This window comes from Acidovorax sp. 106, from assembly GCF_003663825.1.
Classification (GTDB): domain Bacteria; phylum Pseudomonadota; class Gammaproteobacteria; order Burkholderiales; family Burkholderiaceae_C; genus Acidovorax.
Map to the genome: position 1 here is coordinate 3,525,796 of NZ_RCCC01000001.1, position 21,854 is coordinate 3,547,649.

At 63.9% G+C, this 21,854-nt stretch carries 19 protein-coding genes and 1 pseudogene; 9 read left to right on the top strand and 11 right to left on the bottom strand.

What is annotated here, in order from left to right; genetic code table 11:
* Nucleotides 1-151: 151 nt before the first annotated feature.
* Together C8C98_RS15640 and C8C98_RS15645 are read left to right on the top strand one after the other, a co-directional pair.
* Nucleotides 152-1,423 carry a YeaH/YhbH family protein gene (locus tag C8C98_RS15640; protein WP_121456308.1) on the top strand — a complete coding sequence of 424 codons (1,272 nt, stop codon included), beginning with the start codon at nucleotides 152-154 and terminating at the stop codon, nucleotides 1,421-1,423.
* The gene (locus C8C98_RS15645) at nucleotides 1,420-3,051 is read left to right on the top strand and encodes a SpoVR family protein (protein ID WP_121455030.1); all 1,632 of its coding nucleotides are present in this window, start codon (nucleotides 1,420-1,422) and stop codon (nucleotides 3,049-3,051) included. Before C8C98_RS15640 ends, C8C98_RS15645 begins: the two co-directional genes overlap by 4 nt.
* A gap of 237 nt (nucleotides 3,052-3,288) precedes the next feature.
* Here C8C98_RS15645 and C8C98_RS15650 read toward each other — a convergent pair whose 3' ends face one another.
* Both C8C98_RS15650 and C8C98_RS15655 read right to left on the bottom strand, forming a co-directional pair.
* On the bottom strand, nucleotides 3,289-4,158 hold the full coding sequence (locus C8C98_RS15650; RefSeq protein WP_121455031.1) for an ornithine carbamoyltransferase: 870 nt from the start codon (nucleotides 4,156-4,158) through the stop codon (nucleotides 3,289-3,291).
* Between the two features lie 127 nt (nucleotides 4,159-4,285).
* A complete protein-coding gene (locus C8C98_RS15655) occupies nucleotides 4,286-5,542 on the bottom strand; it encodes a nitrate/nitrite transporter (RefSeq protein ID WP_233574563.1) in 1,257 nt (418 codons plus the stop codon).
* A gap of 343 nt (nucleotides 5,543-5,885) precedes the next feature.
* On the opposite strand from C8C98_RS15655, the gene C8C98_RS21920 reads away from it, so the two are divergent.
* Nucleotides 5,886-6,917: a hypothetical protein gene (locus C8C98_RS21920; protein ID WP_199726602.1), complete on the top strand. Its 1,032-nt coding sequence runs from the start codon at nucleotides 5,886-5,888 to the stop codon at nucleotides 6,915-6,917.
* A gap of 640 nt (nucleotides 6,918-7,557) precedes the next feature.
* On the opposite strand, the gene C8C98_RS15665 is transcribed toward C8C98_RS21920, so the two are convergent.
* Complete coding sequence (locus C8C98_RS15665) at nucleotides 7,558-8,448, bottom strand: LysR family transcriptional regulator (protein WP_121455032.1); 891 nt, start codon at nucleotides 8,446-8,448, stop codon at nucleotides 7,558-7,560.
* A 127-nt stretch (nucleotides 8,449-8,575) separates the two neighbouring features.
* Here C8C98_RS15665 and C8C98_RS15670 point away from each other — a divergent pair, with 127 nt between their 5' ends.
* Complete coding sequence (locus tag C8C98_RS15670) at nucleotides 8,576-9,175, top strand: short chain dehydrogenase (protein ID WP_121455033.1); 600 nt, start codon at nucleotides 8,576-8,578, stop codon at nucleotides 9,173-9,175.
* A gap of 142 nt (nucleotides 9,176-9,317) precedes the next feature.
* Here C8C98_RS15670 and kynA read toward each other — a convergent pair whose 3' ends face one another.
* From kynA to C8C98_RS22080, 8 genes and pseudogenes are all read right to left on the bottom strand, one after another.
* Nucleotides 9,318-10,205 carry a tryptophan 2,3-dioxygenase gene (gene kynA, locus C8C98_RS15675; protein ID WP_121455034.1) on the bottom strand — a complete coding sequence of 296 codons (888 nt, stop codon included), beginning with the start codon at nucleotides 10,203-10,205 and terminating at the stop codon, nucleotides 9,318-9,320.
* Between the two features lie 18 nt (nucleotides 10,206-10,223).
* Nucleotides 10,224-11,534 (bottom strand): kynureninase, encoded by a 1,311-nt coding sequence (gene kynU / locus C8C98_RS15680; RefSeq protein WP_121455035.1) that lies wholly within the window; start codon nucleotides 11,532-11,534, stop codon nucleotides 10,224-10,226.
* A 104-nt stretch (nucleotides 11,535-11,638) separates the two neighbouring features.
* Nucleotides 11,639-12,280, bottom strand: coding sequence for an arylformamidase (gene kynB, locus C8C98_RS15685; protein WP_121455036.1), 642 nt, complete (start codon nucleotides 12,278-12,280; stop codon nucleotides 11,639-11,641).
* 140 nt (nucleotides 12,281-12,420) lie between these two features.
* Nucleotides 12,421-13,827, bottom strand: a complete 1,407-nt coding sequence (locus C8C98_RS15690) for an ATP-binding protein (protein WP_233574564.1) — start codon at nucleotides 13,825-13,827, stop codon at nucleotides 12,421-12,423.
* Nucleotides 13,805-14,491, bottom strand: a complete 687-nt coding sequence (locus C8C98_RS15695) for a response regulator transcription factor (RefSeq protein ID WP_121455038.1) — start codon at nucleotides 14,489-14,491, stop codon at nucleotides 13,805-13,807. Before C8C98_RS15695 ends, C8C98_RS15690 begins: the two co-directional genes overlap by 23 nt.
* The gene (locus C8C98_RS15700) at nucleotides 14,469-15,023 is read right to left on the bottom strand and encodes a hypothetical protein (RefSeq protein WP_121455039.1); all 555 of its coding nucleotides are present in this window, start codon (nucleotides 15,021-15,023) and stop codon (nucleotides 14,469-14,471) included. The genes C8C98_RS15695 and C8C98_RS15700 overlap by 23 nt, the downstream gene beginning before the upstream one ends.
* Nucleotide 15,024: 1 nt before the next feature.
* Nucleotides 15,025-15,840 (bottom strand): MipA/OmpV family protein, encoded by an 816-nt coding sequence (locus tag C8C98_RS15705; RefSeq protein WP_121455040.1) that lies wholly within the window; start codon nucleotides 15,838-15,840, stop codon nucleotides 15,025-15,027.
* Nucleotides 15,841-16,041: 201 nt separating this feature from the next.
* Nucleotides 16,042-16,298 (bottom strand): annotated as a pseudogene (locus C8C98_RS22080) (kynurenine formamidase); the annotation flags it as partial.
* Between the two features lie 363 nt (nucleotides 16,299-16,661).
* Between C8C98_RS22080 and C8C98_RS15715 the strand changes: the two are divergent.
* From C8C98_RS15715 to C8C98_RS15735, 5 genes are all read left to right on the top strand, one after another.
* The gene (locus C8C98_RS15715) at nucleotides 16,662-18,401 is read left to right on the top strand and encodes a methyl-accepting chemotaxis protein (protein WP_121455041.1); all 1,740 of its coding nucleotides are present in this window, start codon (nucleotides 16,662-16,664) and stop codon (nucleotides 18,399-18,401) included.
* Between the two features lie 12 nt (nucleotides 18,402-18,413).
* On the top strand, nucleotides 18,414-18,935 hold the full coding sequence (locus tag C8C98_RS15720; protein ID WP_121455042.1) for a chemotaxis protein CheW: 522 nt from the start codon (nucleotides 18,414-18,416) through the stop codon (nucleotides 18,933-18,935).
* A gap of 305 nt (nucleotides 18,936-19,240) precedes the next feature.
* Nucleotides 19,241-19,579: a FeoA family protein gene (locus tag C8C98_RS15725; protein ID WP_121455043.1), complete on the top strand. Its 339-nt coding sequence runs from the start codon at nucleotides 19,241-19,243 to the stop codon at nucleotides 19,577-19,579.
* Nucleotides 19,576-21,513 (top strand): ferrous iron transport protein B, encoded by a 1,938-nt coding sequence (feoB, locus tag C8C98_RS15730; RefSeq protein WP_370450412.1) that lies wholly within the window; start codon nucleotides 19,576-19,578, stop codon nucleotides 21,511-21,513. Before C8C98_RS15725 ends, feoB begins: the two co-directional genes overlap by 4 nt.
* Entirely contained in the window at nucleotides 21,513-21,782 is a 270-nt protein-coding gene (locus tag C8C98_RS15735; protein ID WP_121455044.1) for a hypothetical protein, read from the top strand. Before feoB ends, C8C98_RS15735 begins: the two co-directional genes overlap by 1 nt.
* Nucleotides 21,783-21,854: the final 72 nt, after the last annotated feature.

Consider the following 21,854-nt stretch of genomic DNA (forward strand, 5'->3'; position numbering starts at 1 on the left):
AGTCGCTGCGCGCCTTCCCCCTTCTCTCGAATGTCTGCGCCATTCGGGAAGGGAGACGCAGCCAGCGCAGCGGGGCGGCCCTTGCGCGGCTGCCCGCGCGGGGGCAGGGGGCTAGCGGTGGCAGAGGGTGGTGGCCGCACGGGGGCTGAAAATGGCATTGCAAATCATCGACCGCAGGCTCGCTGGCAAGAACAAGTCGGTGGGCAACCGTGAGCGATTTGTTCGCCGCTACAAGGAGCAGATCGCGGATGCGGTGCGCCGTGCCGTCTCGCAGCGCGGCATCCGCGATATGGAGCAGGCCGAGAGCATCACCATTCCCAAGAAGGACATCAGCGAGCCCATGTTCCACCATGGCCGGGGCGGCATTCGCGACACGGTGCACCCCGGCAACGCAGAGCATGTGCGTGGCGACCGCATTGAGCGGCCCCAGAAAGGCGGGGGCGGCGGCGGTGGTTCGCAGGCCAGCGACAATGGAGAGGGCGAGGACGACTTCACCTTCACGCTGACCAAGGAAGAGTTCATGCAGCTCTTTTTTGAAGACCTGGCGCTGCCGCACCTGCTGCGCACCCACATCGGCGAGAACCCGCAGTGGAAGTCGCGCCGCGCGGGCTACAGCCAGGATGGCATCCCCAACAACCTGGCCGTGGTGCGCACCATGCGCGGCGCTTTGGGCCGGCGCATCGCGCTGGGCAAGTCGTCGCACCGTGAACTGTTGGCGCTGCAGGCCGAGCTCGATGCGTTGCTGGCGCAGGACGACAGCGCGAGCGAGGCGGTGGCAGAGCTGCAGCGCCGCATTGATGCGCTCACGGCGCGCATTGACAGGATTCCCTACCTCGACCCCATCGACCTGCGCTTTCGTGCCCGCACGCCCGTGCCGGTGCCCAGCAGCCAAGCGGTGATGTTCTGCGTGATGGACGTGTCGGGCTCGATGGACGAGACACGCAAGGACCTGGCCAAGCGGTTTTTTATCCTGCTGTACCTGTTTCTCACGCGGCACTACGAAACCATCGACATCGTATTCATCCGCCACCACACCCAGGCGGCCGAGGTGAGCGAGGAGCAGTTCTTTCACTCCACCGAAAGCGGCGGCACCGTGGTCAGCAGCGCGCTGGTCCTGCTGGACCAGATCATCCGTGCGCGCTACCCGCAGGGCGACTGGAACATCTACGTGGCCCAGGCCAGCGATGGCGACAACTTCAATAACGACAGCGGCATCTGCCGCAACCTGCTGGTAGACAAAATCCTGCCGCTGGTGCGCCACTTTGCCTATGTGCAGGTGGCTGAGGAAGAGCAGAACCTGTGGGACGAGTACAGCCAGTTGCAGCCGCAGTTCCCTCACTTTGCGATGCGCAAGGTCTCCGCGCCTGGCGACATCTATCCCGTGTTCCGCGACCTGTTCAAGAAAGAGGGGGTGGCCGCATGAACAACGTTGTGCAGTACCCCGTGCTGGAGCGCCGCGTCAGCGACAACCCTTGGAAGGCTGCTGCCGTGGGTGAGCGCCGCCACCGCGCCGTGCCCGGCCAGCCCCTGCCTGCGGGCGCGCGGCCTGCCGAGCCGTTGCCCGACCCGAGCGATTGGACCTTTGAGCTGATCGAGCGCTACCACGCCGCCATTGCCGCCACGGCCGAGCGCTTTGGCCTCGACACCTACCCCAACCAGCTGGAGATCATCACCGCCGAGCAGATGATGGACGCGTACTCCAGCGTGGGCATGCCGGTGAACTACCGGCACTGGAGCTACGGCAAGGAGTTTCTGGCCACCGAGCGGCGCTACCGGCGCGGGCATATGGGGTTGGCGTATGAGATCGTCATCAACGCCAACCCCTGCATCAGCTACCTGATGGAGGAGAACACCACCGCCATGCAGGCGCTGGTGATTGCCCACGCCGCCTACGGCCACAACAGCTTCTTCAAGGGCAACTACCTGTTTCGCATGTGGACGGATGCGTCCAGCATCATCGACTACCTGGTGTATGCCAAGGACTATGTGGCGCAGTGCGAGGAGCGCTATGGCATGGACGAGGTGGAGCGGCTCATGGATTCATCCCATGCACTGGCCAATTTTGGCGTGGACCGGTATCGCCGCCCCTCCAAGAAGAACCTGGCGCGCGAGCATCTGGAGCGCGCGCAGCGCGAGGCCTATGCCCAGCAGCAGGTCAACGAGCTGTGGCGCACCCTGCCCACGCGCCCCGGCAAGGAAGATGCGGCGCAGGAGACCGACCGCTTCCCCAGGGAACCGCAAGAAAACATCCTGTACTTCATCGAAAAACACGCGCCTTTGCTGGAGCCCTGGCAGCGCGAGATCGTTCGCATCGTGCGCAAGATCGCGCAGTACTTCTACCCGCAGCGCCAGACTCAGGTCATGAACGAAGGCTGGGCCACGTTCTGGCACTACACACTGCTCAACACCCTGTACGACGATGGCTACCTGAGCGACGGCGTGATGATGGAATGGCTGGGCTCGCACACCAACGTGGTCTACCAGCCACCCGTGGGGCACCGCGCCTACAGCGGCATCAACCCCTATGCGCTGGGGTTCGCCATGTACCGCGACATCCAGCGCATCTGCCAGAACCCGACGGAAGAAGACCGCCACTGGTTCCCAGACATCGCAGGCACACCCTGGCTGCCCGCGCTGGACCACGCCATGCGCAACTTCAAGGACGAGAGCTTCATTGGCCAATACCTCAGCCCGCACCTGATGCGCGAGCTGCGACTGTTTGCGCTGCACGATGATGCGAACGCACGCGACATAGTGGTCAGCGAGATCCACGACGAAAACGGCTACCGCAACCTGCGCCAGATGCTGTCCAAGCAATACGACCTGGGCACGCGTGAGCCCAACATCCAGGTGTGGAATGTGAACCTGCGCGGCGACCGCAGCCTGACCCTGCGGCACACCCAGTACCAGGGCCGCCCGCTGGCCGATGACACGCAGGAGGTGCTCAAGCACGTGGCGCGCCTGTGGGGTTTTGGCGTGCACATCGAGAGTGCGGACGCCGACGGAGGCAATCCCTTGCGGCTGCACTCGGTGGCGGCATCTGCAGGGTGATGGGGACGACGGACGTGGGGGGCTGTTGTAGAGCGCGCGGCGAGCGGTGGCGTGCTAGCGCATGTTCCGCACAACGGCACAACGGCACAACGTGGAGTCCCTCGCACCGCATGCTAGCGAATCGCTATTGAATTTATAGCTGTTTGCGCTTGGTAGGTAAGCGCTAGACGCCATTTTGATTCTGATTTTGAAGAGGTTGCTCCGAGGCCGGAGCCATTGCGCCATTCGATGGCAGGTTCACCCACCCGCCTGGCCGCCTTCTGCGTGCGGTGTATCGGTGGCCGCGCCCAGTGCCCAACGGATGATGGCCGCTTGCACAGGCAGCAACAGTTCTTTTTGCGCATAACCCACAAACCCCGGGTACTCCACTGGGTCTACGGCCAGCTCGCGGCCCAGGGTGAAGGGGGGCGTGGGCAGCAGGGCGGGGTGGCCCAAGGCGGCCAGGTGTTCCTCGGTCAGCGGTGTCATGTCGGTTGGTGTGCCTGCACCCGCTTCGGCGCCTGCGGGCCAGCTGTCGGTGATGACCACATCCACCGGGCCTTGCAGTGTGGCGGCGTCCACAAACTCCACCTGCGGCAGCGCCTCATGAAAGCGCCGGTGGCACACCTGCACCAGCCCCAACCCCAGCACCTGCGCCTGCGCCAGCGCGTGCCAGGAGCGGAACACGTTGGTGCTGGGCCCCCACAGACAGACGCGCGCTTGCGCCAGGGGTTTGATCTGTGTGTCGATGTAGTACGCGTCGGTCAGCACCTCGCAGGGGTGGCCCTGGGCAGACATGGCGTTGATCACGGGGCGCCGGGATGCGGCTGCAAATTCAGCAAGCCGGGCATGGTTGGATTCGCGCACCACATACAAGTCGTAGAACGGGTCTAGGTACCCTGCTAGATCACAGGCGCGTTCGCCCGTTTTGAGCAGGTTGGGCAGTTCGGTGAATACCAGTCCGAGTTGCCGGAAAGCCTCAATGAACGTCGTGCGGGTGCGGATGCCGTTGCCCTCGAACGACCACGCCACCGTGCCTTGCAGCGCGGCCCCGGCGGGCATGTTGACGAGCGACCAGATGCGATGGATGTCTGCGGGCTGCAGGTCTGTCAGCTGGATGAGGTTCATGCGGAGGGACTTTCGATGATTCCGATACTTTGGGTGAATGAAGCGCGCCACCCTGAAAATGGCTGGGTCACGAAGCGTACCCCCGGCCCGCCCCAGTGTGATTGGGCGGGCGCATCCCTCACGCGGATCAGTGCGCAGGCGCCGGCAGGCACCTGAACGCCAGGGCGCCTGCCGCCAGCATGGCCGCAATGGTCAGCATCACGGCCACATAGGGGTCCGCACCCTGTGCGGCGGCGATGGAGGCCGCCACGCCGGTCACCCACTGCATCAGCGCCACGCCCAGAAACAGCGCCATGGTGAACACCGCCATGGCGCGCCCCGTGACGGCGGGTGCGTAGGCCGAGCGCACGTCCGAATACTGCAGCACCATGTAGCCCGACAGCAGGCCCACCGCGATGGAACCCGCCACGTCCAGCCACTCGGCGTGCAGCAGGCCGATGGCACCGAAGAGGGTGGCCAGCAGCACCGTGAAGCCCGTGATCCAGCGGCGGCGTGGGCCCGGCCCCGGGTCGAGCCGTCCGAACAGTGCCGGTGTGAACAGCGACACCAGCGACGACAGCATGGCCACATTGCCGCTGGCCACCAGCGAGTAGCCATGCCGCTCGATGAGCAGCGGCCCCAGCCACAGCCCGCGCAGCGTGAGAAATGACGCATACGTCGTCAGCGCCAGCAGCATGATCCCTGCGGTGTGCGGCAGCAAGAACAGCGCGCCAAACCCGCGCACCGCCTGCAGCACCGATTCGCGCGGGGGCGCGTTGTGCGCGGGCTGCGCGGGCTCGTGCACCTTCCAGAAGATCAGCAGCCAGGCCAGTGTCGCAAAACCCGCCAGCACCGCAAAACCCATGCGCCAGGACGACAGCTGCACCAGCCACGCCAGCGGCGTGCCGGTGAACAACATGCCCAGCCCACCCACACCCATGGCCACGCCCGAGACCATCGCAAACCGGCTGGCCGGAAAGTAGCGCGCAATGAACACCGTGCAGACCAAAAATGCAGGTGCGCAGCCCACGCCGATCAGCACCTGCCCCAGCAGCACCGCGCCATAGCCCGGTGCCAGCGCCGACAGCACCGAGCCCGCAATCGCCAGCGGAAACGCCACCAGCAGCGTGCGCCGCACGCCATAGAGGTCGATGCCAATGCCCATGAAGAGCTGCATGGTGCCGAAGGCAAAAGCAAATGCCCCGGCAAACACCCCCAGCGCCTGCGCCGACAGGCCGAACTCTGCCCGCAGGCCTGTGGCCATGATGGCAGTGATGGTGCGAAACGCCTGGCTGAGCGCAAAGCCGCTCACCAGTGCCAGCAGCATGGCCCAGGCCTGCCGGGGCTGCAGCCCCAACGGACGGGTGAAGTGCGGCGTGCTGAGTGGGGTGGTTGGAGTAGCCATGGCAACAAGCGTAACGCTTGGTGTGGCCGACACCTGTCTCTCGGGTGCCGCCGCGATGGCGTAGGGCCGACAGTCCAGGCGTGTGGCAACCATTCGCAGCCTTGCATCGACCACTCTGCGCCCATTTGCGGTCATTGGGTACGCCGCCCACGCCGCGCGGCGTGCGCCAAAAAGCGTTGGAGCGGCATTTTTCCGCACCGATAATCGCCCCCGGGTTTGCGCGGTCAACGGGCAGCCCCGGCGCCCGTTAGAGGGAGGCGCCCTGGAGCTGTTTGCTTTGGCTCCTCATCCTTACAAAATCAATATCGCTGCCGCGATGATTCCAACACCTCAGGAGGTTTTCATGTTGCTTCGCAACCCCTTGTACGGCTTTTGGGCCGCTTTATTGTTGTTCTTTGGATTGCTGGCCCCTGCGGCTGCCCAGCGCGGGGGCGACAGTGGTGCCTACCAGGTGCTGAGCGCCCGCTACGGCACCGCAGAGCGCAACGTGGACGTGACCGAGCGGCTCAAGCAACTCGCCGCCATGGACCAGCCCATTCGCGTCAGCAACGATGTCTTTGGCACAGACCCTGACCGGGGTCGCGTCAAGGTGCTGCGCATTTACGCCCGTGGCCCCAATGGCGCCACCCGCACTTTTGAATACCGCGAAGACAGCATTGTGGACGGCAACCAGTTCACCGCCTGGAGCAGCGGCAACTGGGGGCAGGGCGGGCACAACGGCGGCTGGCACGGCAACCAGGGCGGCGGCCAGGGCAACGATGGCCGCGATGACGGCGAGTTCCGCATCCTGCAGGCCCTGTATGGCACGCAAGAGCACCACGTGGACGTGACCCGCCGCCTGCGCGACCTGGCACGCGACGACCGCGCCATTGCGCTGACCAACGACACCTTTGGCGTGGACCCCCACCGGGGCCGCAGCAAGACCCTGCGCATTTATGTGCGCACCCGCGGCGGTCAAGAGCGCATGTTCGAATACCCCGAAGGCAGCACCATCGATGGCGCCCGCTTTACGGGCTGGGGCGGTGGCAACTGGGGCAATGAAGGCTGGAACGGCGGCTGGCAGGGCGGTGGCAACCAGGGCGGGTACCAGGGGGGCTATCAAGGTGGCAACCAAGGCGGCTATGGCAACAACCAGCCTCGCAATCAACTGGTCATCCTCAACGCCGTGTACGGCGCCGGCGGCCAGATGGTGAACCTGACCGAGCGCCTGCGCTCCATGGCCCAGGGCGATCGCCTGAGCACCCGCGTGGGCAACGAACTGGCGGGCTACGACCCCGCCCCTAACGTGCCCAAGGTGCTGTGGGTGACCTACACCATGGGTGGCCGCGAGCAGCGCGTGAGCGTGCGCGAAGGCGAGTACCTGAGCCTGCCCTGACGTGCCCGGCCTGACGGCCCCCCGGCGGTAAGCACGACCGCTGGGGATTTTTCAGTGCTATAAAAATAAGAGCTGCCAGCGCTTGATTATTCGGCGCTGGCAGCTCTTTTTGCTTGACAAGGTATGTATCTCAGAGGGTTCTCAGTCCCTTGTCTCTTTCGTTTGCGTTGTTTCGGGAAATGGGTGCGGACGGTTCTCCACAGCCCTTTGAACAGGTTCTTAGGCCCTCTGGGATGGGAGTCCGTGGGACAGCATTTGGCGTGAATAGCTGGCCGTTTGTTGCGAGCCCGAGCCGTTGCTGGTGGGCTGCGCAAGACGTAAGCCGCGCAGACTGCGTACTTGCAAGGAGGGGTGATGGCAGACGCCAATGAGTGGATCGTTGTCGGCATTGACGTGTCCCAGGCGTCGTTGTTCCGTCTTGTCGTACCCCGTACCCGTCGTACCCCTGTATTGCCTGCGACGCAGCGCCTGGCCAGGGCCGCTTCGCTGAGTCGTGTCAGCCGCTCTTGAGCGCTGCGTTGTCCTGTGCCCCGTGGGCGGTGCTGTAGCGGGTCTTTGACCCTTGGCGCTCACTCATGCGCCCAGGCGACCAGCGCCCTGGCGATGGTTTGTGCAACCAAGCCATTCCCATCGCAACGCCTCATGCGGCGGCCCCAAACTCCGCCAGAACAAACTCTATGAACCGGCTCAGTTTGGGCATGGGTTGCCTGTCTCGGGGGTAGACCAAATGCACTTGGCGCGGTGGCGGGCAATAGTCGCTCAGCAGCTCCACGAGGCGACCTTCTGCCACATCCCCCGCCAGCATGACGGAGTGCTGCATCAGGATGCCGAAGCCCTCTAGCGCAGCCATGCGCAGAGCCAGGCTGTTGTTGGACTGGAAGCGGCTCTGGGGCCAGCCGTTCGGGGGTGTTTCATGGCGGCCCAGAGCCCATCCGCCTTTCTTGGACCAATGCGTGAAGCCCAGGCATTGGTGATGGCTCAGTTCATCGGGATGCTGCGGCGTGCCATAGCGTTGTAAGTAACTCGGGGATGCACAAATCATCACACCGTAGTCCTTCAGGCGCCGCGCGACCAAGCCAGAGTCTGCCAGCGCGCCGATGCGAAACGCCACATCAAAGCCTTCTTCGACGATGTTGACCACCCGGTCGTTCAGAATCAATTCCACCTGCACTTCGGGCTGTTGCTCCAAAAAGCGTGTGACAGCCGGTGCCAGCATGACCGTGCCCAACGATACCGGGGCATTGATGCGCAGCAGCCCTTTAGCGTTGCTGCGCAACTGTGCCGCCCCGGATTCGGCCGCTTGTACCTGCTCCAGAATCTGCCGGCATTGCTCCAGGTACACGCGCCCCATTTCGGTCAAACTTTGGCGGCGTGTCGTCCGGGTGAGCAGGCGCGCGCCCAAACGCTCTTCCAAATGCCGAATGTGTTTGCCCGCCATCGGTGGCGAGATGTTGAACACCTCGGCGGCAGCGCTCAGGCTGCCGCGATCCACCGTGGCCACAAAGACCGCCATGCTTTCCAATCGGTCCATCTGGGCTTCCTTTTATTCAAAACTATTGGTTTTATATAAAGTAAATATAGTCTTATTTATCCAAAAATAGATTGCAATCAACAATGCCCTCCATGCCATGTTGGCATCCATGAATGGAAGGAAATCTATGAAAGTTCTCGTTGTCGGTGCCAGCGGTACCATCGGGCGTGCCGTCGTCCAAGAGCTGTCTTCGCGTCACGACGTGATCCAGGCCAGTCGCAGCAACAGCACGCATCCGGTGGACATTTCTCAGCCCCAGAGCATTGCCGCTTTGCTTAAAAAAGTTGGCCCAGTGGATGCCATCGTGGCTGCGGTTGGAGACATCCATTTCGGTCCACTGGCAGAAATGACCGGCGAGCAGTTCCGGCTCGGGCTCAACAGCAAACTCATGGGACAGGTGGAGCTGGTCTTGCAAGGCCAGAAATACCTCAACGAAGGGGGCTCGTTCACACTCACCAGCGGCATTGCGGTGGATGCACTCATACGCCAGGTCGTCAACGCTTCCTCGGTGAACTGCGCATTGGAAGGTTTTGTCAGGGGGGCGGCCCTGGAGTTAGGTCACGGACAGCGCATCAACATCGTGAGCCCCACCGTGTTGACTGAATCTTTGCCCGTCTACGGCCCGTACTTTGTGGGGTTTGAATCGGTGTCCGCTGCCCGCGTTGCATTGGCCTATGCACGCAGCGTGGACGGCGCTGGCAATGGCGAAGTCTTCCGCGTCTGGTGATCTGGTCCACTGAATCCTTGAAATCGGCGGCTGCGCGCAGACCCGCTTTTTTGAATCACCGGTGTGTTTAATTTTGCTATCAAATAAATAGCTGCCAGCGCTCATTTCATATGCGCTGGCAGCTATTTTTACTTGTAATCGCCTACAGCGCAGTCCGCAGCGTCCAGATCTCAGGGAACAGCACCACGTCCAGCATCTTGCGCAGGTAGCTCACGCCGCCCGTGCCGCCGGTGCCGCGCTTAAAACCAATCACCCGCTCCACCGTCGTCACATGGCGAAAGCGCCACAGGCGAAAGGCGTCTTCCAGGTCCGTCAGCTCCTCGCCCAACTGGTACAGCTCCCAGTGCTGCTCGGGGTTGCGGTACACGGTCAGCCAGGCTTGTTCCACCGCGTCGCTTGCGGCGTACGGCTGTGTCCAGTCGCGCTCGGTGTGGCTGGTGGGCACCGCAATGCCTCGCCGCGCCAGCAGTCGCAGGGCCTCGTCGTACAGCGACGGCGCTTCGTACGCGGCCTGCACTTGGGCTAGCAAGTCGGCGCGATGCTCGTGGGGGCGCAGCATGGCGCGGTTCTTGTTGCCCATGGCAAATTCAATGCTGCGGTACTGGTAGCTTTGAAAGCCACTGGACTGGCCCAGGTACGGGCGCATGGCGCTGTACTCGGGCGGCGTCATGGTGGCCAGCACATCCCAGGCGTGCACCAGCTGCTCCATGATTTTGCTCACCCGCGCCAGCATCTTGAAGGCGGGTGGCAGCTCATCGCGCGCAATGTGGCCGATGGCGGCGCGCAGCTCGTGCAGCATCAGTTTCATCCACAGCTCGCTGGTCTGGTGCTGCACGATGAACAGCATCTCATCGTGCGCGGGCGACAGCGGCTTTTGCGCGGTGAGGGTGGCGTCGAGCTGCAGGTAGTCGCCGTAGCTCATGGATTTGCTGAAGTCGAGCTGGGCGCGCTCTTCGTGCACGATGGATTCAGGCAGGGCGGCGCCCGTTGCTTCACTGGCGGGCGCAGGGTTTTGTGAGAAAGGGCACATGGTGTTTTGCCTCTCCGTTCAGGTCACCGCATGCGTCTGGTTGAACTCAGGCTTTTGCCATTCGCCGCTCTCCAGCGTCAGGCGCAGGTGCTCTACCGCGTTCCACACGTCTTCAAACCCGATGTACAACGGCGTGAAGCCAAAGCGCAAGATGTCTTTGTGCGGGCCCTTGCCGCCATCGCCTTTGCGGAAGTCGCCAATCACGCCGCGTGCAATCAGCGCCTGCACGATGGCGTAAGCTCCGCTGCCCTGGCCGTTCACACCCGCGCCCTCGTCACGCGTCAGGCACACCTGCGAGCCGCGTTGGGCGTGCTCGCGCGGCGTGGCCAAGCCCAGCCCGTAGCCCGCGCAGCGCTCTTCCACCAGCTGAATGAACAGATCGGTGAGCGCCAGCGACTTGGTGCGCAGCGCCGCCATGCCGCCCAGGCTTTGCGCGGCGGTGAACACGTCCAGCCCGCATTGCAGGGCCGACAGGCTGATCATGGGCTGCGTGCCGCACAGGTAGCGGGTGATGCCGGGGGCAGGCTGGTAGTCGGGCGTGAACTGGAAGGGCGATGCGTGGCCCCACCAGCCCGACAAGGGTTGCCAGAAGCGGTTGGCATGGCGCGGGTGCACCCACACAAAGGCCGGCGCGCCGGGGCCGCCGTTCAAATACTTATAGCCACAGCCAATCGAAAAATCGGCGTTGGCACCCAGCAGATCTACCGGCACAGCGCCTGCACTGTGGGCCAGGTCCCACACGCACAAAATGCCCTGGGCCTGCGCGGCAGCCGTAATGGCGGCCATGTCGTGCATGGCGCCGGTGCGGTAGTTCACATGCGTCAGCATCAGCACAGCCACGTCGCTGGTCAGGGAAGCAGCAATGTCTTCGGGCTCCACCAGCACCAGCTCCAGCCCGCGCTCCTTGCACAGGCCTTCGGCAATGTAGAGGTCGGTGGGGAAGTTGCTGCGCTCGCTCACGATGTGCTTGCGCTGGGGGTTGTCTTCGCGGGCGATGTTCAGCGCCGCGCTCAGCACCTTGTAGAGATTGATCGAGGTGCTGTCGGTACACACCACTTCATCTTTGCCCGCGCCAATCAGCGGGGCCAGCTGGTTGCCCAGGCGCTGGGGCAGGTCAAACCAGCTGGCGGTGTTCCAGGACTTGATGAGGTCGGTGCCCCATTCGCGCTGCACCACATCGGCAATGCGGGCGGGCGCGGCCTTGGGCAGCACGCCCAGCGAATTGCCGTCCAGGTAGATCACGCCCGGTGGCAGGGCAAAGTGGTCGCGCAAAGAGCGCAGGGGGTCTTGGGCGTCGCTGGCGCGGCAGTCTTGCAGGGTGATGGTCATGGTGGTTAACTCAGGGTTTGCTTCTTTTTTGATAGCTGCCAGCGCTTTTTGTATAAGCGCTGGCAGCCAAAATCGTTTGAAATTGTGTTGCAGAGCCTTGCGGTTCAGCCGGGCAATGACCGGAGCACCGCCCGCACGGGCGAGGCATCAGCCGTAGTCAGCTTCAGCGGCAGAGCGATCAGCTCGTAGTCGCCCTCGGGCACATCGTCCAGCACTAGGTTCTCCAGCACCCGCAGGCCCCGGCGGCGGATGACCTGGTGGCTGTCGAGCGTCTTGCTGTCGGCGGGGTCAATGCTGGCGGTGTCGATGCCCACCAGCAGCACGCCCAGGTCGGCCAGCCGCTCGATGGTGGCGGGCGCGTAGGCGCTGAGCTGGCCGTCCCACTGCGCGGGGGCCTGGGCATAGGTGCGCACCAGCACGCGGGCGGGCAGGGTGGGAAGGGCAGGGGAGAGGGCGTGGGCAATGTGCGCCCACTCAATCAGCGGCCCGCAGCCGATGGCGTGGATGACGCGGCATGGGCCCAAAAACGCATCGAGCGACACGGCCCCAATGCTGGCACCGCTGGCGTCATAGTGCAGCGGCGCATCGGCATGCGCGCCCACGTGGGGCGACATCGTGATGGCGCTGACATTGACCGGGCAGCCGGGGCCGATGGTGGCGCACCACTGCTGGCTGTAGGGCGTATCGCCCGGAAACACCGGGCTGCCTGCGTGGATGGGGGGGGAAATGTCCCAAAGCTTTTGCATGGGACGTGAAGGTAATGGCCTGGATTTTTTGTGGTGTCGGTTATTTCCAACAGTCACTTATTTTTGGCGCCGGGTTTGTCTGGTTCGGTTGACCGGGGTTCAGGCGCGTGGTTGTCCCTCAGCCCTCTGCATCGGGCAAATCAGCCGTTGCCTCGAATTTCCTGGGGCAGGTCCGTGGGCTGGCATCGGACCTTGATCTCCAGGCCTGGATGGCATGGGCGTGCAGTGATTTGCCACTGGTGCGCGCGGGCAATTTCCTGGCAGATAGACAGGCCCAGGCCCGCGCCTTCGTCGCGCCGCGTGGGGCCACGCCAGAAACGCTCAAACAATTTGCCCAGGTCTGCGGGGGGCACCCCCGGGCCTTGGTCTTTGACGCTGAAGCCCGTAGGGTCCGCTTGCACCGTGACGGTGGTTCCCTGTGGGCTGTGCTGGATGGCGTTTTCGAGCAGGTTCTTGAGCAAGGTGAACAGCGCTCCCCGATCTGCCTGCCAGCACGGGGTGGTGTGCGGTTCGTCCGTGGCTGTGCTGTAGTTGATGTGCACTCCACTGCGTTCGGCAACGCGGGCCATGTAGTCGCAGGCCTCAGCGAGGGCGGCTTGGGCCGACACCTCTTCCATGCGGTAGTTGCGGGGCTCGCTGGCCTCGGCCAGCAGCAGCAGTTGCTGCACTTGGCGGGCCATCTGGTCCACGTCCTGTAGCAAGAAGGGGTTGCGCTGGGTGGGGTGCACCATTTCGATCTGCGCGCGGATGAGGGCCAGTGGCGTCTTCAGTTCATGGGCCGCATTGGCCAAGAATTCTTGTTGCGTGCGAAAGCCCGCCTGCAGCCGGTCCAGTGCGCGGTTGAAGGCTTCGACCAGTGGCGTCAGCTCTTCTGGCAGGTCGCGAGCTTGCAGGCGTGCGTCCAGCGTTTGGGGGGAGATGTTCTGGGCCTCGATGGATGCAGCGCGCAGCGGATGCAGCATGCGCTGCAGTGTCAGGTGTGTGGCTATCAGAAAGACCGCCAGGAAGGTCAGGCAAGTGGCCAGAATGCCTTGGTGCAACCCCGGGGTGCCAAACGATTGGCGCAATTTGAGGACCAATCGGTCGCTGGCTGCAAATTGGACATACCAAGTGGTGCCGCCATGCTCAATGGGCGTGGTGGCCGCGTGCATTGGCACGCCATCGTGCTGCAGCGCAAACCGTTTGAGGTGGGGGTCAAACGCGGCGCCGGGCGGGGCCAGTGCAGTGGCTTCTTCGCTGGTGGGCGAGAAGATCACCCTGCCATCGGCTGCCGTGATGCGCACGAACACATCTTCTCGGAAACTATGAAACAGCCACTTGTCGATTTTTTCCTCATCAAACCCGATGGGGGTGCCGTCGGCAGCAAACTGGGCCCGTTTGGCCAAGCCTTGTGCAAAGTGCTCCGCACCATACTGCAGCATGTAGCGGTTAAAGGGCTTTGCCAGGAAAAAAGCCATCAATCCGACCAGCAGGGCGCTGGTCAACATGCCAATGCTGTAGACCACCAGCAGGCGGGTGCGCAGGCTACGAGGCCACTGAAACTTCACGGAGGGCATAGCCTTGGGTGCGGAGGTTGACGATCTGCATGCGCGAGCCTGCTGCGGCCAGTTTGCGACGCAGCCGGTGCAGCGCCACGTCCAGTGCGTTGGGCGTGACCGCCTCTGTCAGGCCCCAGGCTGCTGCCTCCAGAGTGGACCGTTTGACGGTTTGCCCCGCTTTGCGGGCCAGGCACAGCATGATTTGCAGCTCGGTGGCGGGCAGGGGCACGGCGGTGCCTGCGCAGACCATGTGGCCGTGCTCTGGGCTGATCTGGACATCACCGTGGGCCGGCGCAAACTCTTGCACCTGGGCTGGGCGCCGCAGCAGTGCACGCACCCTGGCCACCAGCTCTTCCATCGGAAAGGGCTTGGTGAGGTAATCGTCCGCGCCCGAGTCCAGGCCTTCGATGCGGTCATGGAGTGCATCGCGGGCTGTCAGCATCAAGCAGGGGGTGGGGCGACCGGCGGCGCGCAGGCGTTTGACCAGGTGCAGGCCATCGCCGTCTGGCAAGCCTCTGTCGATGACCACCACACCGTAGGTGATGTCTCGCAAAGCCAGCCAAGCGGGTTCCATGGCATGAAACACGTCGGTTTCAATGCCTGCATGGCCCAAGGCCTGGCGTACCAGATCCGCCAGCCTGCTGTGGTCTTCAATGAGTGCAATGCGGTTCATGGGGCCAATGTGCAAGCGAATGCTGGGGGCGCTCGGTCAGCGCCAGCAGGTGGTCTTTCATCTGGGCAATGCGCTGGGTGTCAGCGTGGCGCAGCAGGGCCTGCTGCATCCACAGGGCTTGTGCCGCAGCCCTGCAATGGAGCGACAGCGACACATCGCAAGCATCATAGGCGCAGGCCTCGCCGATGAAATCGGTCCAGATGGCCTGGTAGCGGCCATGCGCCATCAATGCTGCGGCCGCACGCTGCCCCTTCGGTTGGTGCCGCGCGTTGTCGCAGAGGCAGCGCAGGTAAGCCCTCAGGTGCCGAGCGGCACCCGGTGGCTCGGTGGCCAGCGCCACCACCATGGCCTGGCGAAAAGCCCGCACGGTGCGCTCGAAGAGCGCGTCCAGCCGCGCGCGGTGATGGGCCTGGGCGCTGTGCAGCCGCCTTGCAATGCGTGGATGGCCTCGCAAGGCGTGGTCATGCCACCCTTGGAGCGCCTGGGGTGCGGGCGCCTCCAGCGTGCACACAAACGGGCCCAGGTGCCTCATCTCAGAAACGGTACAGGTAGCCGATGGTGGCGCGTGACAGGCTCGACCGGCCCACGATGGGACTGCGTTTGATTTCGTCAGGCAACTGGGTGCTGCTGATGTCCAGGAAGATGGTTTGCTTGGGCTGGATAGGGTAGTCCAGCCGCAAACCCAGCTCCAGCGCCGTGGCGGCCTTGCCGGTGTATTGGGGGCGGTTGGGCAGGGCTTCGCTCGCCTTCACGCCAAAGTAGTAGTCCACGTATTTCTTGTCGAGCCACTGGGCTTGCACCCGTGGGGTGATGCCGAGTGGGCCGACGTTGAAACGCCGGTCCAGTTGCAGCATCGCCTTTTGCCCCTTGCTGTGGCCTGATGCGTCGGCGGTCCATTCTGCGGTGGCGCGCACGAAGGGGTGCATCCAGGTGGCTGTGCCCCCGGCCCAGAAACCGCCCTTGCGTTCGTCCATGCCCGCCAGGATGGGCGCATCGTCGGCTTCGTAACCCATGCCCTCGTACTTGAGGCGGCCAGTCAGGGCGATCGAGCTGTTGGCGCCTACAGGCCATTGGCCCAGCTTGAGATCGGCCCCGGTGCCCGCCACGCGCAACCAGGCATTTTCGTAGTGCAGCAAGGGCAGCGCCCGCGTTTTGTTGTCAGCGCCCAGGTAGGGGCTTTGAAACACCCCGACGCCAATGCCCAGACCCCATTGCGGCGCCGATGAGTCTGGTGCAGTGACTTCGGATTGCGCGGCAGCGTGGCCCGACAGTGCCAGACCCGCGAAAGCCGCTATGGCGCAATAGGAAAGCCGGGCTGTGTGGGAGGTGCGTTTTTTGGGCTGTTGCATGGATGGAATCCTGAATGGGAAGGCGCTGATGGTCCGCTGCCTGGGCTTACTGGCGACTTACCGTGCTGGCCTTCCAAGGGGACTGGATGGGCCGAGCGTTGTGTTCGCCTGCGGGCAGCGTCCTGGCCCTGATGATCTCCTTTGTGCCCGGCGAGGCGGTGCAAATGCTGGCCCGGGGCGCCTGGGGGGGCGACCCGCTGGCCGCACCGGCGAGGCATCTGCCGTGGTCCGCTTCAGCGGCAGCGCGATCACTTCGCAGTCGCCCTCGGGCGCGCCGTCGAGCACCAGATTCTTCAGCACCCGCAGGCCCTTGGGGCGGATGACCTGGTGGCTTTTCGAGCGTCTTGCTGTCGGCGGGGGGCGATGCTGGTGGTGTCAATGCCCATCAGCTGCACGCCCCGGTCGGCCAGCCGCTCGATGGGGGCGAGCGCATAGGCGCTGAGCTGGCCGTCCCGCTGCCCACAAGAGCGGCAAACACAACCCCCTGGCGTCGTTGCCCCGCCTGGTTGGACCCCTGTATTGCCTGCGACGGAACGCCAAGCCAGGGCCGCTTCGCTGAGTCGTGCTGGCCGATCTAAGTATTAACCCCTAAAAGATAAATATGACACTTTTCGAATTTTGGTTGCATTTTTATCATTGTTGCCCAACAATCCACATCGATGGAGATCGATTCCTCAACTTTTGCGCTGATGCCCACGACAAGCTGGGGCAAGTGGGCAACCAGAGGCTTCGTTTGCCAGACCTTTGAGTCCGCTGGCTTTTGTCATGGGGGTCACCCCGACCAGCAGGCTCTGCTCATTTGGATGTAAGGAGAGGACCTCATGAACCGCTTGAAAGTCTCTACCCGCCTGATTCTGGGCTTTGGATTGCTGGCACTGATCGGCATCGTGATCGCTGTGATCGGCGCATTGAACATGCGCTCCATGGCCCAAGACCTTCAAGAGGTCTCTGAGAACCGCATGGTCAAAGTGGCGCAGTTCACTGAGATCAAAGACAACCTCAATGCGATTGGGCGCTTTGCTCGCAACGTCCTGATTTCTGACGACCCCGCGTTTCGCAACCAAGAAAAGCAAAAGATCGCAGAGTTGCGCAAGGCCAATAGCGAGCTCTTGGCGGCGTTGGACAAGACAATCGTTTTGCCTAAAGCCAAAGAGCAGCTTGAGACCATCCACAAAAACCGTGGCATCTACAACAAGGCCATAGACCGTGCGATAGAAACAGCAGAGCAAGGCGACAAAGCTGCCGCTGGGGCCTTGTTAGTGGGCGAGGTGCGCACTCTGCAGAACGTGGTCTTCAAGGCGGTAGACGACTCTCGCGCCATGCAAAAAGAAATCGCAGACAAGCTTGCAAGTGAGGCTGCCAAATCAGCAGCCACCTCTACATTGCTGATGGCCTCCATGGGCGCTTCCATGCTGGTGCTGAGCCTGCTGGTGGGCTGGGTCATTGTGCGTGACTTGTCCAAGGCCTTGGGTGCAGAGCCCGCAGAGTTGGCCGATGCTGCCCAACGCGTTGCAGCCGGTGACCTGAGCGTGGAGCTGCACACCCGCAGCGGTGACGAGGTCAGCGTGATGGCGGCCATGAGCGCCATGCAAAAAGCGCTGACGGGTGTGGTGGCTACCGTGCGCAGCGGGGCCGATGGCGTTGCCACAGCCAGCTCCGAGATTGCACAAGGCAACAGCGACCTGTCCAGCCGCACGGAGCAGCAAGCGAGCGCGCTGGAAGAAACGGCAGCGTCGATGGAAGAGCTGGCCAGCACCGTCAAGCAAAACGCAGACAGCGCCCGCCAAGCCAATCAGCTGGCTGTGAACGCCTCCACCGTGGCGGTGCAGGGCGGCGACGTGGTGGGCCAGGTGGTCAATACCATGAAGGTCATCAACGAAAGCTCCAAGAAGATCGCGGACATCATCAGCGTCATTGACGGCATCGCCTTCCAGACCAACATCTTGGCGCTGAACGCTGCTGTGGAAGCCGCCCGTGCGGGCGAGCAAGGCCGAGGTTTTGCCGTGGTGGCCAGCGAAGTGCGCAACCTGGCCCAGCGCAGCGCCAGTGCGGCCAAGGACATCAAGATACTGATCGACAACAGCGTGACCGAAGTGGCGCGGGGAACCACCTTGGCGGACCAGGCGGGCACGACCATGACCGAGGTGGTCTCTGCCATTCGCCGCGTCACGGACCTGATTGCGGAGGTGAGTGCCGCGAGCAACGAGCAAAGCCAAGGCGTGGCCCAGGTGGGCGAGGCGGTGTCGCAGATGGACCAGGTCACGCAGCAGAACGCTGCGCTGGTGGAAGAGAGCGCGGCCGCAGCCAGCAGCCTGAGCACGCAGGCGCAGCAACTGCAGCACGCGGTGGCGGTGTTCAAGCTCGCCGGTGATGCCGCCCACGGCGCTGCCCGCCACAACACCTCGTTTGCTGCACATGCCTCGACACTTGCGCGTCCAGCAGCGTCGCCTGCATCGCGTCCTTTGGCTGCTAAGGCAACCAGTCAGAAGATTGCAATGGCTAGCAACAAACCTACCGCAGTCCCCGCAGCCGCTGGCGGCGGTGATTGGGAAAACTTCTGATTGGGGAACCCAATGCTCAATGCCGCCACCACCACACCATCGTCCTTTGCTGCATCCTCTGCAAGCACGGGCGCACTGACCGACATTCGAGAATTTCTGGCATTCAAGATTGCCAACGAGGAATACGGGGTGGACATCTTGCGCGTGCAGGAAATACGCTCTTACGAAAAGCCCACCACCATCGCCAATGCCCCCGAGCACCTCAAGGGGGTGGTGAATCTGCGCGGCGTCATCGTTCCCATCATCGACCTGCGCATCAAGCTGGGCGTGGCAGAAGTTCAATACGACCATCTGACCGTGGTGATCGTGCTGAGTATCGGCCAGCGCGTGGTCGGGGCGGTGGTGGACAGCGTGTCGGACGTGCTGACATTGGAGCCATCGCAACTGCGCCCTGTGCCGTCACTCGACTCGAACTTCGACCGCGAGCACCTGCTGGCGATTGGTTCGGTGGACGAGCGCATGCTCATCTTGCTGGACATCGAGAAATTCCTGGCCGATACCGTGTTCGGCGAGATGGCTGCCACAGCCCATTAGCACGCCAACGCCTCTCTCAGCGGACCGCGCCAGGGCGAGACGGTGCCGCCCTGCAGCTACCTGGTGTCTACCCCGGCAGTCATAGGCAGGGCTGATCGCGAATGACTGGCTGCATTTACTGCAGCCCCTCACGCCCCATCGCCCGTGTCGGGGGGAGGGCGGCAGCACACAACCCCAGCGGCCATCCCTTGCACACTGGCCTAGGGACCGCAGCGCCGCGCTCCTCAGCCCTGATTTGAATCAAGGGCCTGCGGAACTACTTTTGTAAAATGAGAACCAAACTCATTTGCACAAAGATAAACCGCATGAAAACAATGCACGAGGGTGCTGCCGCCGCCTTGCACCCCAGCCCATCGGTTGTGACACCGGCTGTGGCACCGGCACCTGCCTCTATGGCCTTGGGCCTGGACAGCCTGAAGGCCCGCACGCCTGCGTTGGTGACCGGGCTGGTGCCCGCTAGCGATGGGCGCGAGCACAGCACCTTGCTGCGCTTGCTAGAGATTGGCTTTGTGCCCGGCGAGGCGGTGCAAGTGCTGGCCCGTGGCGCCTGGGGGGGCGACCCGCTGGCCGTGCGGGTGGGGCAGGCCACGTTTGCCCTGCGCCAGCAAGAGGCCGCCATGGTGCAAGTGCAGGTGTTGGCATGAACGCGGCGGTGACTATGGGCGCAGGCGCAGCCACCCCGGCGGGCGAGCTGATGCGTGTGGCCCTGCTGGGCAACCCCAACTGCGGCAAGACAGCATTGTTCAACCTGCTGACCGGTGCCCGCCAAAAGGTGGCCAATTACGCGGGTGTGACGGTGGAGCGCAAAGAGGGCGTGCTGCACACCGCCACCGGCCGCAAGGTGCGGGTGCTGGACTTGCCCGGCGCCTACAGCTTGCACGCGCACAGCCTGGACGAAGCCATCACCCGCGACATCGTGCGGGGTCGCCGCCCTGGCGAAGCCTTGCCCGACCTGCTGGTGTGCGTGACGGACGCCACCCACCTGCGGCTGAACCTGCGCCTGGTGCTGGAGGCGCGGGCCCTGGGCCTGCCTATGGTGCTGGTACTGAACATGAGCGACATGGCCGAGCGCCAGGGCATCCAGATCGACCGCGAGGTGCTGGCCCGCGAGTTGGGCATGCCTGTGCTGGCCACCGTGGGCGTGCGCGGCGATGGCGCCAGCGAGCTGCTGGCCTGGCTGGATTCGCCCGCTGCGCAGGCGCTGAAGGCGCCGCAGGTGCCCGCCCAGGAGGCGGTGGCGCTAGATGCCTCTGCGCTGGATGCGCAGACCCAGGTCATCCGCACCCACCAGCAGGTGCACCGGCTGATGGAGTTGGCGGTGCGCGCCCCGGCGGCCAGCCTGCGGGCGGACGACCGCATCGATGCCGTGGTGCTGCACCCGGTGTGGGGCATGCTGCTGCTCTTGACCACGCTTTTCTTGATGTTCCAGGCCGTGTTCACCTGGGCGACGGTGCCGACCGATGGGATCAAGGCGGGAATCGAGTGGACTTCGGGCCTGATCCAGGAGCACATGGCCGATGGACCGCTGCGCAGCCTGTTGGTGGACGGTGTGGTGGCAGGGGCCGGGGGCGTGCTGGTCTTCTTGCCGCAAATCCTGACGCTGTTCCTGTTCATCCTGGCGCTTGAAGATTCAGGCTACCTGCCGCGTGCCGCCTTCTTGCTGGACCGCGTGATGGGCACCGTGGGGCTTTCGGGCCGTTCGTTCATTCCGCTGTTGTCGAGCTTTGCCTGCGCCGTGCCAGGCGTGATGGCCACGCGCTCCATCACCCACTGGCGCGATCGCCTGGTCACCATCATGATTGCGCCGCTCATGACCTGCTCGGCCCGGTTGCCGGTGTATGCGCTGCTGATCGGTGCCTTCATCCCTGAGCGCACGGTGGCGGGCCTGTTTAACCTGCAAGGCGTGGTGTTGTTTGCGCTGTACGTGGGCGGCATTGCCAGCGCTATGGCGGTGGCGGGTGTGGCCAAGCTGGCGCGCTCTGACCAGCGCGCCCCCCAGTTGCTGATGGAGCTGCCTGCCTACCGCTGGCCCAGCGTGCGCAGCTTGGCGCACGGCCTGTTCGAGCGGGCGATGATTTTCATCAAGCGCGTGGGCGGCATCATCCTGGCCGTCACGGTGCTGCTGTGGTTCTTGTCCACCTACCCGGCGCCACCCGAAGGCGCCACCGAGGCGGCCATCACCTACAGCTTTGCAGGCCAGCTGGGGCGATTGCTGGAGGTGCTGGTGGCTCCGATTGGCTTTAACTGGCAGATCGCCATCGCCTTGGTGCCCGGCATGGCCGCGCGCGAGGTGGCAGTGGGCGCGCTGGGCACGGTGTATGCCTTGTCCGTGACAGGCGAAGAGGTGGCCAGCGAGCTGGGGCCGCTGATTGCGCAGAGCTGGTCCTTGGCCACGGCGCTGTCGTTGCTGGTGTGGTTTGTGTTTGCGCCGCAGTGCATCTCCACCATCGCCGCCGTGCGGCGCGAGACCAACAGCTGGCGCTATCCGCTGGTGATGGTGGTGTACCTGTTCGGCCTAGCCTATGCGGCCAGCTTTGTGACCTACCGAATCGCCTTGGCCCTGGGAGGTGGCGCGTGATGTGGCAACAATGGATCACCGGCTTGATCGTGGCGCTGGCCGCCGCCTACATGGTGTGGCGCTGGCTGCCCGCCGGGCTGCGCAAAAAGCTGGGCCGGGTGCACCCGGCCATGGCGCAGAGTGCGGGGTGTGGCAGTGGAGGCGGAGGCGGAGGCGGAGGCGGAGGCGGCTGCAGTAGTTGCGGCAGTTGTGCGTCTTCCGGTTCGGCTGGTAACGCTCCTCAGTCGGTGCACGGCCCTTGGGCCGCCGAGGGCAAAGAGCGCTTTTGAGGGCGTGTTGGCTTTGCCGGGTGACTGGGGTGGGCCTCGCGATCTTGCGGGGCCGCATCGTTGACGGCGCCC